General features: G+C 64.1%; 12 protein-coding genes. 10 read left to right on the forward strand and 2 right to left on the reverse strand.

Annotation, left to right across the window (positions count from 1 at the left end; translation table 11 throughout):
- Positions 1-782 precede the first annotated feature (782 nt).
- The 5 genes from FBR05_11735 (at position 783) to FBR05_11755 (ending at position 5,574) form a co-directional block, all read left to right on the forward strand.
- The gene (locus FBR05_11735; GenBank protein MDL1872854.1) at positions 783-1,934 is read left to right on the forward strand and encodes an acyl-CoA dehydrogenase; all 1,152 of its coding nucleotides are present in this window, start codon (positions 783-785) and stop codon (positions 1,932-1,934) included.
- 545 nt (positions 1,935-2,479) lie between these two features.
- Complete coding sequence (locus FBR05_11740) at positions 2,480-4,075, forward strand: acyl-CoA carboxylase subunit beta (protein ID MDL1872855.1); 1,596 nt, start codon at positions 2,480-2,482, stop codon at positions 4,073-4,075.
- Positions 4,076-4,161: 86 nt separating this feature from the next.
- A complete protein-coding gene (locus FBR05_11745; protein ID MDL1872856.1) occupies positions 4,162-4,383 on the forward strand; it encodes an NAD-glutamate dehydrogenase in 222 nt (73 codons plus the stop codon).
- A complete protein-coding gene (locus FBR05_11750; protein ID MDL1872857.1) occupies positions 4,370-4,726 on the forward strand; it encodes a type II toxin-antitoxin system PemK/MazF family toxin in 357 nt (118 codons plus the stop codon). The genes FBR05_11745 and FBR05_11750 overlap by 14 nt, the downstream gene beginning before the upstream one ends.
- Complete coding sequence (locus FBR05_11755; protein ID MDL1872858.1) at positions 4,669-5,574, forward strand: 3-keto-5-aminohexanoate cleavage protein; 906 nt, start codon at positions 4,669-4,671, stop codon at positions 5,572-5,574. Before FBR05_11750 ends, FBR05_11755 begins: the two co-directional genes overlap by 58 nt.
- 10 nt (positions 5,575-5,584) lie before the next feature.
- Here the strand turns inward: FBR05_11755 and FBR05_11760 are convergent, their stop codons facing one another.
- Together FBR05_11760 and FBR05_11765 are read right to left on the reverse strand one after the other, a co-directional pair.
- The gene (locus tag FBR05_11760) at positions 5,585-6,970 is read right to left on the reverse strand and encodes a right-handed parallel beta-helix repeat-containing protein (protein ID MDL1872859.1); all 1,386 of its coding nucleotides are present in this window, start codon (positions 6,968-6,970) and stop codon (positions 5,585-5,587) included.
- Positions 6,971-7,104: 134 nt separating this feature from the next.
- Positions 7,105-8,019 carry a ParA family protein gene (locus tag FBR05_11765; GenBank protein ID MDL1872860.1) on the reverse strand — a complete coding sequence of 305 codons (915 nt, stop codon included), beginning with the start codon at positions 8,017-8,019 and terminating at the stop codon, positions 7,105-7,107.
- Between the two features lie 117 nt (positions 8,020-8,136).
- Between FBR05_11765 and hemW the strand changes: the two genes are divergently transcribed.
- The 5 genes from hemW to FBR05_11790 form a co-directional block, all read left to right on the forward strand.
- Positions 8,137-9,372: a radical SAM family heme chaperone HemW gene (gene hemW, locus FBR05_11770; protein ID MDL1872861.1), complete on the forward strand. Its 1,236-nt coding sequence runs from the start codon at positions 8,137-8,139 to the stop codon at positions 9,370-9,372.
- A gap of 34 nt (positions 9,373-9,406) precedes the next feature.
- Positions 9,407-10,444: a heat-inducible transcription repressor HrcA gene (gene hrcA, locus FBR05_11775; GenBank protein ID MDL1872862.1), complete on the forward strand. Its 1,038-nt coding sequence runs from the start codon at positions 9,407-9,409 to the stop codon at positions 10,442-10,444.
- A 3-nt stretch (positions 10,445-10,447) separates the two neighbouring features.
- Entirely contained in the window at positions 10,448-11,068 is a 621-nt protein-coding gene (grpE, locus tag FBR05_11780) for a nucleotide exchange factor GrpE (GenBank protein MDL1872863.1), read from the forward strand.
- A 64-nt stretch (positions 11,069-11,132) separates the two neighbouring features.
- Complete coding sequence (locus tag FBR05_11785) at positions 11,133-12,164, forward strand: J domain-containing protein (GenBank protein ID MDL1872864.1); 1,032 nt, start codon at positions 11,133-11,135, stop codon at positions 12,162-12,164.
- Positions 12,165-12,200: 36 nt separating this feature from the next.
- A partial coding sequence (locus FBR05_11790; protein MDL1872865.1) for a tetratricopeptide repeat protein occupies positions 12,201-14,141 on the forward strand: 1,941 nt, incomplete at its 3' end.

Genomic DNA, 14,141 nt, shown 5'->3' on the forward strand with positions numbered 1-14,141 from the left:
AGGTCTTGCTCCGAGGCCTGGAGCGAAGGGGCCTGCTGCGCCACGCGCTTCCGGACTTGCGCGAGCTGCGCCCCGAGGACTCCCGTCCCTTTCGGACCCCGTCCTGGATGCAGCGCTTCCGCGAGCTCTTGGCGGGAGGCTTTTCGGAACGTTTGAACCCGCGGCCGGCGCGACTGGCCTTGCGGGACGTCCTGCCCATCCATTATTTGGACAACCACGCCCGAGGCGACGGCGCGGCCGCGCTGAACGCGGTCCGGCGCAGCATCCTCTCTCGCCTGGCGCTTCAGCATTGGACTCCCGGACGACTGCCCGAGGAGGGGGCCTTGGCCCTGGCGCTGATCGACGACGAGGGCCGGCTGCCCGTCGTCCGTCGCCCCGACGCCCGCGGCCGGCGCCTGTTGCTGAACGGGCACCACCGCGTCGGGGCCCTGGTGAGCTTGGCGGCCGATGGACTGTTGCCGGAGCAGACCTTGGAGCGGATTCCCTTCCACGAGGCCTCCGAGATCGCTCCCGAGGCCCTGATCCGCCGCGCCCTGGCGCGCGCCTCGCTGCCCAATCCGAATCACGCGGTGAATTGGCGCGAACTCTTGGCCTTCGACCCGGCGACGCGCGAGTGGCTGGACCGCCGGGGCGGGGGAGGGGACCTGGTCGCGTGGCTGCGCGAGGTGTGCACCGCCCCCCGCGGGCGGCGGGCCTCCGAACCCGAGGAATGACCGAGGTCCCCGTTCCAGCCCAACAATCCTCCTTGTAGGCCCCGAGAATAGGCTCTATATTTCCCGGTCATGAGCGATCTTTCCCCCTTCAGCCCCGAACACGAACTGTTCCGCAAAACCGTCCGCGACTTCGCCGAGAAGGACCTGCTGCCCCACAAGGAAGAGTGGGAGCGGGCCCGCGGCTTTCCCCGGGAGGTCTTCAAGCAGGCCGGCGACTTGGGCATCCTGGGGGTCTGCTTTCCCGAAGAGGTCGGCGGCAGCGCGGGGGACTGGTGGTTCAAGGTGGTGTTCTGCGAGGAGATCGTCCGCTGCAAGATGGCGGGCCTCGCGATGGACTTGATGGTGCAGGCGGACATCGCGACGCCGATCCTCTCGTTCCTGGGAACCGAGGAGCAGAAGAAGGAATTTTTGATCCCCGCCTTGAAGGGCGAAAAGATCGCGGCCCTCGGCATCACCGAGCCGGGCTGCGGCTCGGACGTCGCCAACATCTCCACCCGCGCGGTCAGCGACGGGGACGACTACGTGATCAGCGGTGCCAAGACCTACATCACCAACGGCGGGCGCGCCGACTTCATCACCTTGGCGGTGCGCACCGGCGGGCCGGGCTACCAGGGCATCAGCCTCGTCACCTTTCCCACCGACGCCAAGGGATTCGCGGTCGGCAAGAAGCTCGAGAAGCTGGGCAACCACTCCTCCGACACGGCGCTTTTGTTCTTCGAGAATTGCCGCATTCCGAAACGCTACGTGATCGGCGAGGAGAACCAGGGCTTCCTCTACATCATGAAAAACTTCCAGGGCGAGCGCCTCGTCGCGGCGATCACCTGCGTGTCCGGCTCCGAGCTGACGCTGAACGAGACGGTCCAGTATTGCCGCGAGCGCCAGGCCTTCGGGAAGCGGGTCATCGACTACCAAGTCTGGCAGCACAAGTTCGCCGAGCTGGCCACCCAGCTGGAGGCGGCGAAACGGCTCAATTACCATGCGGTGAGTCTCTTCCAAGCGGGGGTCGAATGCAGCAAGGAGATCTCGATGGCAAAACTCTTCGCCGGCGACCTGGCCCAACGCGTCGCCTACGACTGCCTGCAGGCGCACGGCGGTGCGGGCTACATGGAGGAATACGACCTGGCGCGCTTCACCCGCGACATACGCCTGATGACGATCGGAGGCGGGTCTTCGGAGATCATGAAAGAGATTATCGTCAAGCGGATGAAGTGGGCGAAGTAGTTTTGCGGCGTGTCTTTATTTTGGGCGTTTATTGGCTTTTTTGTTTTGCCGCGACGCTTTCCGGGGACTGCGGGGACCCTCCCCCACGAAGCTACGGCCCGGTCGGGCTACTCGCGCCAAAAAGGCCCATTCGCAATCGGAGTTGGAGTCTTCCTTCGTCAGCCTCCAACTCCGTTGCTCATTGGGCCTTTTTGACGCTCCTACGCCCTCCCTCCTGCCTGAGGCTTCGTGGGGGAGGTTCCCCGCAGTCCCCGGAAAGCTCTGTGCAGGTCAAGAGAAGGGAAGTCAGTAATTTCCAAATGGAATAAAATTTTACGGAAGGTGGCGCCGCTTGGGAGGGGGAGGGAGATATGTCCTTAAGCGACCCTCAGAAAGATCGAACACCTTGAGGCCTATATAATTTCGATCTTTCTGCGGAGGGCGGCCCCCGGCCTGAGGGGGCCGCCCGTGTCGCGTAGGACATATCTCCCTCCCCCTCCCAAGCGGCTCAGGGCGCGGCGTTTATTTTCGAGAAACGAGCAAGATAAATCACGACAGGATAACCTATGGCGCTGGACGAAACTCTCAAAAACCTCGAAAGCCAAAAAACCAAGGCCAGGCAGATGGGCGGTCCGGAGGAGGTGGCCAAGCAGCACGCCGCCGGCAAGCTCACCGCCCGCGAGCGTGTCGACCTGCTCTTCGACAAGGGGAGCTTCGTCGAGATCGGCATCCTGGCCCACCATCAGTCCACGCATCCCGACATGGTCAAGCGCGAGACACCCGCCGACGGCTGCATCACGGGTTACGGAAAAATTAACGGCAGACTCGTCGCCTGCGCGGCCTACGACTTCACCGTGATGGCCGGCTCGATCGGCTACGTCCAGGAACGCAAGGTGGACCGGCTGCGCGAGATCGCCTTGAAAGAGAAAATCCCGATGGTCTGGCTCCTCGACTCGGCCGGCGCGCGCATCCAAGAGCTGGCGGGCTCGCAGTTCGCCGAGAGTGGGAAACTGTTCTACGACCAAGTGAAGATGAGCGGCTACATCCCGCAGGTCGCCGCGATGATGGGGCCCTGCGCCGCCGGGACCGCGTATATTCCGGCCTTGGCGGATTTCGTGCCGATGGTCAAAGGCACCAGCTCCATGGCCCTGGCCGGCCCGCCGCTGGTCAAGGCGGTGATCGGCGAAGAGATCACTATGGAAGAGCTGGGCGGCTCGCGGATCCACTGCGAGATTAGCGGGGTGGGGGATATGGAGGTCGCCGACGACAAGGAATGCATTCGGGTCATTCAGGAGTATTTGAGTTATTTCCCGCAAAACTGCGACGAGAAGCCCCCGATTCTCTCCGGCAAGAAGGCCTATGCCGAATATTCCTTTTCCGAATACGAAGAGGACGAGGCGCCCGGCGACCATGTGGACGAGTCGATTTTGAAGGTATTGCCCGACAGCTCGAAGAAGCCCTACGACATGCACGAGATCATCACCCGCCTGGTCGACCACGGGCGCTTCCTCGAGATCAAGCCCGCCTTCGCCAAGACCCTGCTGGTCGGATTCGGGCGCTTCTGCGGCCGGCCGATGGGGATCGTCGCCAACCAGCCGATGGTCATGGGCGGGGTCCTCGACGTCGACGCGGCCGACAAGGGGGCGCGCTTCATCAACCTCTGCGACGCCTTCCGCATCCCGCTGCTCTTCCTGCAGGACGTTCCGGGCTTCATGGTCGGCTCGAAGGTCGAGCGCCAGGGGATCATCCGCCACGGGGCGAAGATGCTCTACGCCGTGTCGCGGGCGACCGTGCCCAAGCTGACGGTCGTCATCCGCAAGGCCTACGGGGCTGGTTACTACGTGATGTGCGGGCGCGGCTACGAGCCGGACGGCCTCGTCGCCTGGCCTACCGGCGAGATCTCGTTGATGGGCGCGGAGGGAGCGGTCAACATCATCTTCCGCAAGGAGATCGAGGCGTCCTCCGATCCCGAGAAGACTCGGAAAGAATTGGTCGAGCGCTACCAAAAGGAGATCAGCCTCGAGAAGGCCGCCGGCGGGGCTTACATCGACGACATCATCGACCCGCGCGACACCAAGAGGTGGATCCTGCGCACCCTCGAGCTGGCCGAAGCCAAGCAAATCCCCTGGCCCAAGAAGCGGCACGGGGTGGCGCCGGTGTGATCGCGGCCCTGTCCCGGCTTTTGTACAGGGGCTAGGGGCCAGCCGCCGGTTGACGATCCTTCCGATTTCGTGTTTTCTTACTCCCGATGAAACAAACCCGCATCACCGTCGACCTCCAAGACCCCGAGCTGCTCAAGATGCTCAAGCTCGAGGCCGCCGTCGAGCGCCGGCCGATGCGCGAGATCGTGCGCAAGGCCATCCAAGGTTTTTTCACCAACAAAAAAGAACACCAGGCGCTGATGAAGGCGGCCGAGGCCTCCTTCCTCGAGTGGGACAATCCTCGTGACGCCGACTATGATCGATTTTAAAGCCGGCGACTTCGTCCTGGTGCCCTATCCCTTCACCGATCCCCACGCCCTCAAGCACCGCCCGGCCTTCGTCGTCTCGAAGGTGCAGGCCAAGGGCATGCCGACCAAGGCGGTCATCGCTTTGGTCACCAGCCGCGTCGACGAGATGAACATGCCAGGCGACTACCGCGTCCTGGATTGGGAGGTCTCCGGCCTGAAATATCCGGCCATGATCCGCCTCAGCAAGATCGTCACCGTCGAGGCGGATATCCTGCAAAAAAAGTTGGGCAGCTTGAGTCGCCGCGAATGGAAGACCGTCGGCGACGAGTTTTTGAAGATCTTCCAGAATTGGATCGTTCCGTGAGTCGCAAGCCCGTCATCATTACCTGCGCCCTGACCGGCGTCCTGGCCAAGAAAGAACAGTGCCCCGCGATCCCGTATTCGCCGGTCGAAATCGCCGAGGAGGCCCGGCGCGCCTACGAGGCGGGCGCGGCGGTGGTGCACATCCACGCCCGCACGCCGGAGGGCGGCCCCTCTTGGGAATCCGCCGTCTTCGGCGAGATCAAGGCCGAGATCCGCAAGCGCTGCCCGGTGATCCTCAATTTCTCGTCGGGCGGCATCGGTCTGCCCATCCAAGAGCGCACGCGGCACATCGCCGACCATCGCCCCGAGATCGCGGCGCTCAACATGGGCTCGATGAATTACGCGATCTACAGCCGCAAGAATAAGGCCTTCTACCACGACTACGTCTTCGCCAATCCCTTCAAGGACATCCAGTACTGCCTCGAGCGCATCGAAGAAGCCGGGGCCAAGCCCGAGCTGGAGTGCTTCGACGTCGGCCACATCGGCAATGCGCTGCCCTTCATCGACATGGGTCTGCTGAAAACGCCCGCCCACTTCAGCTTGATCCTGGGCGTCCTCGGCGGCATCTCGACCCGAGCGGGAAACTTGGCCTGCATGGCGGCCAACCTGCCTGAGGGTTCGCATTGGGAGGTGATCGGCATCGGCCGCGACCAGTGGCGGCTGTTGGGGGAGGCCTTGGATCTTGGGGGCGACCTGCGCGTCGGACTGGAGGACAACTTCTATCTGCCGAACGGGGAGATGGCGGCCTCCAACGGCGACCTGGTACGCGCCGCGGTCCGGCTCGTCGAGGCGCGCGGCACAAAACCGGCCTCGGTCGCGGAGGCGCGGGCCATCCTCGCTCTTTCCTAAATTTTTTGGATTAAATCCCCATCGCGCTGACCTTGGCGGTCTTCTCGGAGAGGCCGCCGGTCTCGGGCTCGTGGCCCGGCTCGCCCGCGCCGTTTAGGTTGATGACGGTCTCGGGCTCATGACTCTTGTCGACGGCCTTGGGCGCGCCCTGGGCGGAAGGCATGACGCTGCCCGGCGCCGGTACGGCGGCCGCGGGCGGTTTACCGGTGCCGCTGTTATCCATCAGGTTGTCCGGGGCGTTGAATTCTCCCTCGCCGGTCTCTCCCTCGGCGGGCGCGGCCTCTTCCTTGGCCGGCGCCTCGGGCTTCGCGGCGGCCGGGGCCTCGGCCTCGGGTGCCGAGCCGATCACCGTCGCGTTGGGGCCCGGGATGACGATGGGGCTGCTGAACTCGCTGGTGTTGCGGTTGGGGGCCTGCGCGAGCGCGACGATCTTGGTCTGGTTGGGGACGAAGCCCTTACTTTTGGTCGCCACGGTGAAGGTATCGGCAGGAAGCTGCGTCCCCGGCACGACGATCATCCCGACCTCGCCGTCCTCCTTGCCGCCGGTGTAGATCTGCAGATCGGCCTTGGCCTCGGCGACACCGCTGATCAGGAAGAGGTCGCCTTGCTGGACGATCTTGGTGATCTGCGGCTGGCGGGTGGCGTGGCCGTTGGGCGCCAGCTTGATGGGGCGTCCGCTGTTCTTGGCGAAGAAATTGAACGTGACCTTGTTGGCGGCGCCGACGCCGCCGCTGAGCTCGACGCCGTTGAAGGCGTTGGCGACGATTTCGTTGTTCTGCACGACGTTTTCGCTCGAGCCGTCGCCGATGAAGACGCCCGCGCCCTGGTTGGTCTTGGGCTCGCCGAAGATCGCGGAGGCCTCGACGGCGCTTTCGGCCACCGCCTTGTGGTAGCCGATCGTGTTGTACTCGACGGTGTTGCGGTTGCCGCGGATCAGGATGCCGGGTCCGCGGAAGCCGGTGACATGGCAGTTGCGGACGGCGTTGCCGTTGCTGGTCAGCTTCAGTCCGGCGACTTCCACCGTGGGGTCGACGCCCTCGGTGTTTTCGTCGACGCCCTCGATCATGCCGCGGCCCTGGGCGTTTTGGCAGTCGATCGTGGTCAGCGACCCCGAGACCTCGGGCAGGGGACCCTTGGTGATGCGGACCCGCTTGACCGTGGGCTCGAAGACGATGCGTACGAGCGTAAATGCGTTTTGCGAGCGGATCCCGCCGGCCTGGATCAGGGCGGTGCGCAGCGTCCCGGGCAGCAGCCCGTCGCCCTCGCGGCTGACGGTGAGGACCTTTTCGCTGAAAATTTGGGAAAAATAATTGGCCGCCTCGGCCCCGGCCCGCGCGGGCAGCAGCAGGCAGCCGAGGAAAAAGATCAATAATTTTAAGGGCCTGGACGGTCGCATCTCAATAAAAAATATCGGTCGCTGACGCCCAAAGTTGCTAGGGGATTCGTGGGCTTAAAATATTGAAATAACGGGGATTTTGATTAGGTCGCGGGCCGGGAGAGGTCAAGGGAATTGTCGGGGCGACGGTTAAGCTACCCGCTCGCCGCCTGGCTGAGCGGTCCGCCGCCCTGGGCCGCGCTTTGCCGCTTGAGCTTTTTGACCAGCTCTTCGGCAAGCTCACGGTAGTTTACCGCGCCCGAGCTGGAGGGGTAGTTGTCGAAGACCGGCAGGCCCTCAAGCTGGGCCTTGTTGAGGGCGGTGTTGATCGCGATCTGGGTCTTGAAGACCTTGCCGCGGAAGAAATTTTTGATATTGCTCTCGATGATCTGGTTCATGTTCACGTTGCGCCCGTCGACGCGGGTGAACAGCACGCCCAGGATCTTGAGGCGCGGATTGAGGCGCTCGTTGACGGTCTCGAGGGTCTCGACTAGGTCGTTGACGCCCTCGAAGGCCAGGACGCTCATCTCGCAGGGCACCAGGCAGAAGTCGCTGGCCACCAGGGCGTTGAGCGTGAGGTTGCCCAGGTTGGGCGGGCAGTCGAAGAAGATGAAGTCGAAGTGACTGCGCGCGACCTTCATGGCCTCGGCCAGGATGTATTCTTTGCCGATCTTGGTGGCGAGTAGGCTTTCGGTCTCGTAGAGCGTCTTGTCGCCGGGCGAAATGAAAAAGTTCTCCAGCTCGGTGGGGATCACGCCGTCCATCACATTGCCCTTCTTGCTGGAAAGGATCGTGGACATCGGCGAGTACTCGACGCCCTCGGGGATCAGGGCGCCCAAGGATTTTTCGACGTGGCCTTGCGGGTCGAGGTCGACGACCAGGACGCGCTTGCCGTGATACTTGGCGATGGCGGTGCTGAGGTTGACCGCGGTGGTGGTCTTGCCGACGCCGCCCTTTTGCGAGCAGATGCTGATGACGGTCGCGCGCTTCTTGCCCTTCTCTTGACTAGACAGGACCTGCGAGGTCTCGATCGTCAAAAGGGATTTGATTTTGTCGGTCAGCAAGGACATGGTGCCGTACCTTGAGGAACTTTTGGGAAAACCCGAGCTTAGGGGATTTTTCCGGCTAGATAGAGCAGGGTCCCTATTATTGCAAGGGGCATTTTTGTAAAATCCGGCTAAAAATTAATGACGGAAGGCGTCATGACAAAGCTCGCTCTGTACATTCATATCCCCTTCTGCGTCAGCAAGTGCCATTACTGCGATTTCAACTCGATTGGGCTGGGCCGAAGCGCCGCCCCGGAGGCGGAATACGTGGCCGCGCTGCGGCGCGAGATCGGGCGTTGGACGGAGGCCCTGTCCCCGTCGACACGGGCGGGCTTTGACACGGTCTTCTTCGGCGGGGGCACACCCTCGCTCTTTGCGCCGGAATCCATCGGGAGCCTCCTGCGGGAGGCGCGCCGCCTAGGACCCATCGAACCCGGCGCCGAGGTCACCCTCGAACTCAACCCCAAGACCGCCGCGCCCGAGAAGATGCGCGGCTTCCGCGAGGCCGGCTGCAACCGCCTCTCCATCGGGGTGCAGACCTTGGACGAGCGTCTGCTCGCCGACCTGGCCCGGGCCCACGACGCGGCGGACGCCCTGCAAGCCTTGGAGTGGGCCTTCGCCGCAGGTTTCGAGCGGGTGAGCGGCGACCTGATGTACGGCCTGCCCCGGCAAACCCTGGGGCAGCTCGAGGACACCCTGCGCCGTTTGGAAGGATTTCCGCTGCGCCATCTTTCCGCCTACGAGCTGATCGTGGAGGAGGGGACGCCCTTCTACGACCGTTACCTGAAAGGCCGCCTTCCCTTGCCCGAGACCGAAGAGGTCCTCGCGATGCGCGAGCGCATCGCGGCCTTCGGCCGCGCCAGGGGCATGGAGGCCTACGAGGTCAGCAACTACGCCTGCGCCGGTCACGAGTCGCGGCACAACCTGCACTACTGGGACTACGACAGCTTCGTCGGTCTCGGCGCGGGAGCGGTCTCCTTCCTGCGCGCCTCCGAGCTGAACGGCGCGACCTTGAGCCTCCTGGGCGTCGAGCCTTCGTCCGGGCTCTACGGGCTGCGTCTCGCCAACCCGCGGGGCCTGCCGGAGTACGGCGCCGGCTCCGGGACTTGGGCGGGCGTGGAGGTCGAGCCCATTGCGCGCTCCGCGGCCTTCGGCGAGTTCCTGATGATGGGTCTGCGCAAGCGCCGGGGGATCCGTTTCGCGGACTTCGAGGGTAAATTCGCCGCGCCCTTTCCGGCCGCCTTTCGCGGGGCCCTGGACCGGGCGCGGGAGCGGGGCTGGGTCGAGCTGGAGACCGGCGGCGCCCGCTTCACCGAGGAGGGGATGCTGTTCAGCAACGAAGTCCTGCGGGAATTTTTGGGCGAATCGCTCCATTGACAGCCTGGATTGGGATCGTTAACTGTTAAATAGGATGATGACCGACGCCGTTCCCCAACTCGACCGCCGCAAGAGCCAAATCCTGCAGGCCCTGGTGGAGAGCTATATCCAGACGGCCGCACCGGTGGGCTCGACGGCGCTTTCCAAGGGCTATCGCTTCGGCCTCAGCGCGGCGACGATCCGCAACGTGATGGCCGACCTCGAGGCCGAGGGCTACCTCGAGCAGCCCCATACCTCCGCGGGTCGCGTTCCCACCGAGCGGGGCTTTCGCTTCTACATCGACTGCCTGCTGAAGGTGGAGCCGCTCGAGGAAGAGGTGAAACGGCAGATCCGGCAGTCGCTTCAGGAGGGCAACGACAGGGTTTCCATGCTGCAGAACGCCGGCCGCATGCTCTCGGGCCTCTCACAGCATGTCGGGGTGATCCTGGCGCCCAAGCGCGAGGTGACCAAGCTCAAGCACATCGAGTTCCTGCCGCTGCGCGAGTCGCAGATCCTCGCCATCCTCGTCACCGAGCAGGGCGTGGTGCAGAACCGAATCTTCGAGACCGACGAGCCGCTCAGCCGCGCCGATCTGATCCGGATGAACAACTACCTCAACTCGGTGCTGGGCGGGCTCAATTTGAGCGAGGTCAAGCAGCGCATCTTGGTCGAGATGACGCGGCAGCAGGACGCACTCGACCGTCTGCTCAAGCAGGCGCTGGTGCTTTCGCAGCAGGTCGTCTCCAGCGATTCCGACGACCTGATCATCGACGGGGAGAAAAATTTTCTTTACACCCAAGAATTTTCCAACTTGGACAAGATCCGCGAGATCCTCTCGGCCCTCGAAGAGAAGCACCGCCTGGTCGCCTTCCTCGACCGCGCCATCAAGGCGCCGGGGGTCCAGATCTTCGTGGGCAGCGAGTCGCGCCTGACCGACCTGAAGGATTGCAGCGTGATCGTCTCCAATTACGGCGGCGATTCCAAGCCGCTCGGCACCCTCGGGGTGATCGGGCCGACGCGGATGGACTATTCGAAGCTGATCCCGATGGTGGAGTTTACGGCGCGTTCGCTGGGAGACATATTGAAGGGATAGAAGATGCAAAACGACAAGCTCGATCAACTCAAGCACGCGATGAAGGCGAAGAAAGAGGCCGAGGCCCGCGTCGCCGCCAGCCAAGAGGCCGGCGGGATCGCGCCGGGTCTCGAGGACCAATACAAATCCAGGATCGCCGAGCTCGAGACCTCCCTCCAGCAGGCCCAGGCCGCCCTGACCGAGGCCGAGGCCAAGGCGAAGGACGCCAACGAGAAGTACCTGCGGACTTACGCCGAGTTCGATAATTTCCGCAAGCGCATCGCCAAAGAGAAGGAAGAGGCCCTGCGCTACGGCAACGAAAAATTCGTGAAGGACCTGCTGCCCGTGCTCGACGGCCTCGAGCAGGCGCTCTCGCACGCCGAGGCCTCCGACAAGCAGGCCATCGTTCAGGGCGTGCAGCTGGTGCTGCGGCAGTTCCTCAAAGTGCTGGAAAATTTCGGCGTCACGCCCGTCGACTCGGTAGGACTGCCCTTCGACCCGCATCATCACGAGGCCATGGCCCATCACGAATCGGAAGAGCACGAGCCACACACGGTCGTCAACGAGTACCGCCGGGGTTACAAGATGCACGACCGGCTGATCCGTCCCTCCCTGGTGACGGTGGCCAAGCCCCCCGAAAAATAAGCCCCGCATCTCTCGGCCGGGAAACCTTGACCTGGCCCTCCCCGGGCCGTAAAACCCTGGAGGCATGGGCGACCCCCAAAAAAACTACTTCGCGGTGCTGGGCCTGAGCCAGGGCGCCGGCCGTGAGGAGATCAAGCGGGCCTTCAAAGAGCTCGCCTTCCGCTTTCATCCCGACCGGAATCCACACAATCCGCAAGCGGAGGAGCGTTTCAAGGAGACGGTCGAGGCCTATTCCTATCTCACCGGCAATTTCGAGGCCCTGCGCGCCATCCAGCAGCCCAGCCCCGCCGCCCGGACCACGGGCGAGTACGCCCAGGACATCCTCAAGACGCTCTTCGACGTCGACCACCCCGGCTCGCTGCGCGAGCGGCCGCCGTTTCGGCGCGAGCTGGAATTGAGCCTCGAAGAAGCCTTCGCGGGCGGAAGCAAGATCCTTGCCGTCGAGCGCGAGGAGCTCTGCGGGGTCTGCTACGGCAGCGGCGTGGAGGAGGGCGCGAAGACCTTCACCTGCACCTACTGTTTCGGCGCGGGCTTCGTGGGCGGGCCGGGGGAGGGCGGCGAGCGCCGCGAGTGCCCCAAGTGCAACGGTCGCGGATTCTTGAGCTCCCGCGGCTGCGTGGCCTGCCGCGCGCGGGGCTATCACCTGCGCGCCGCCAAGCTGAAGGTTCCCTTTCCGCCCCGTGCGAACGACGGCTTCGTCGTCAGCTTGCTCGGGGAAGGCCACGAGCTCGCGCCCGGCCGGCGCGGGGACGTCCAGGTCGTCCTGCGCCTCAAGCGCCATCCCGGGTTTTCCTTTGACGGCAAGGACATTATATGTGAGACCACGGTCGAAATGAGCCTGGCCGCCCTGGGCGGCGAGGTCCAAGTTCCTACCCTAGGCGGTACGACGCCGCTCCGACTGCCTCCCGGCACTCAATCCGGCCAAGTCTTCCGCTTGAAGGGCCTGGGGCTGGGCGGCGATCAATTCGTCAAGATCAAGGTGAAGATCCCCGCCGTCCTCGGCGAGCGCGATCGCCTGCTTCTGCACCGGATCCAGGGCGAGGGCGGGGCGGAACGGCCGGGGCTCTGGCGGAAAATCAAAAAGTGGTTTTGGTGACGGAGTGCCGGGTCACTCCGATAAAGGGACGAAATAATGCGAAGACGCTTTTCCTTGCGAGTTCGGCTGCCCCTCTTGCTCCTGCTGCTGGCCTTCTCCGCCGGTTGCGCGATGTTCAAGGGCGGGGCCAAGGTGAAATACCCCAATTCGGTGACTTCCGAGATGCGCAGCGAGTACGCCCTCGCCGAAAACGAGTTCAAGGCCCAGCGCTACGCTCAGGCCGAGACCGGCTTCCAAAATTTCATCCAGCGCCACCCTTACAACGAGCTGACCGACAGCTCGCAGTTCCGCATCGGCCAGATCCAGATGCTGCGCAAGGACTACGACGGCGCCACCGCCACCTTCGACCGGCTGATCGGCAAGACCCCCGACCCAGACGTCGCCTCGCGCGCTCGGGTCAAGGCGGGCATCAGCCAGTTTCGCCTGGGCAACTACCAGCGCAGCCTGGGGTACTTCGACAAGACCGATCCCGCGGCCTTAGGCGAGAACGACCGCATCAAGATGGGCGGCCTGGCGCTGTTCGCGATCGACAAGACCGGGGCCTCGCCCGAGCGCAAGGGTTTCTACAACGCCGTCCTGCTCGACAGCTACGAGAACCTGGGCGACTCGGCCGTGCAATCCAAGTACGGCTCCGAGGCCCCGCTGCGCGCCGACGTCGTCGCCGGCCTGAAGAGCTGGGCCTCGCGTCCGGCGACGCCCGGCCAGCTGGACCCGCGCCTGCCGACCTACAAGGCCAAGACCAGCGAGCCTTACATCGATTACAAGCTCGGCATGGCCTATTACGGCGCCGGAGATCAGGGCCTGGCGCGCAAATACTTCGGGCGGCTCACGGGGCGCTTCCCGGACCATCCTCTGACGAAAGAGGCCCAGCCCACCATCGCGAAGCTGGGCGGCGTCAAGCCGGGCAAGGAGCCGAAGGGTCCCGCGGGCAAAGTCTACAAGATCGGCGTCATCCTTCCCCTCTCCGGCAAGTACGAAGTCTACGGCGCCAACACCCTGAAGGGCATGGAGTGCGCGGCCAGCGTGAAGCCGCCCTGCAACGGGGTGAACAACATCCAGATCGTCACCCGCGACGATCAGGGCGACGCGGCCCTGGCGGTGAAGGCGGTCGAAGAGCTGGTGCAGCAGGAGAAGGTAATGGCCATCGTCGGCCCGCTTTCCTCGGCCTCGGCCCAGGCGGCCGCGAAGCGCGCCGACGAGCTGGGCGTGGTGATGATCAGCCTCGCGCAGAAAGAGGGCATCCCGGGGATCGGCAGCCGGATCTACCGTTTCAGCCTGACGCCGGGCGAACAGGTTCGCGCCATTCTCAACGAGGCGACCAAGAAGCGGAACAAGAAGCAGATCGCCGTCTTCTATCCCAATTCCAACTACGGCAAGGTGCTGATGAGCACGATGAAGGACATGGCGCCCAAATACGGCGCCAACGTCACCGCCTCGCAGGGCTACGGCTCGACGAGCAACGTCTCCAACGACCTGCGGCAGTTGAAGTTCAGCGTCTCCCAGGCCTCGCCCAGCGCGCCCTTGGGTTTCGACGCGCTGTTCCTCCCTGACAGCTACGCGTCGGTCCTCAAGATCGTTCCGGCCCTGAAGAATGCCGGCATCGAGAACGTCCAGCTGCTCGGCACCAACGCCTGGAACGATCCCAGCATCGCCGGCAAGTCCGGCGGCCTGCTCGACAACTCGGTTTTCCTGGATATCTACTTCAAGGACTCGGACAGCGGGGCGGTGAAGGAGTTCGTCTCGGAATTCCAGGGGGCCTTCGGTACCCAGCCTTCGACGCTCGAGGCGATGGGCTACGACATCATCCGCTTCGTTGGTCAGGCCCTGCAGAACCGCAAGGCCTCCTCGGCCAACGACGTCCAGGCTTCGGTGGGCGGGATGCGCGGCTATCGCGGCGTCACGGGATTGCGATCCTTCCTCCCCGACCGCGAGGCCGAGGTCGAGCCTTATCTCCTGACCGTCGAGGGCGGCGCGATC

It is taken from the genome of Deltaproteobacteria bacterium PRO3 (assembly GCA_030263375.1).
In the GTDB taxonomy this organism is placed as follows: Bacteria; UBA10199; UBA10199; order DSSB01; family DSSB01; genus DSSB01.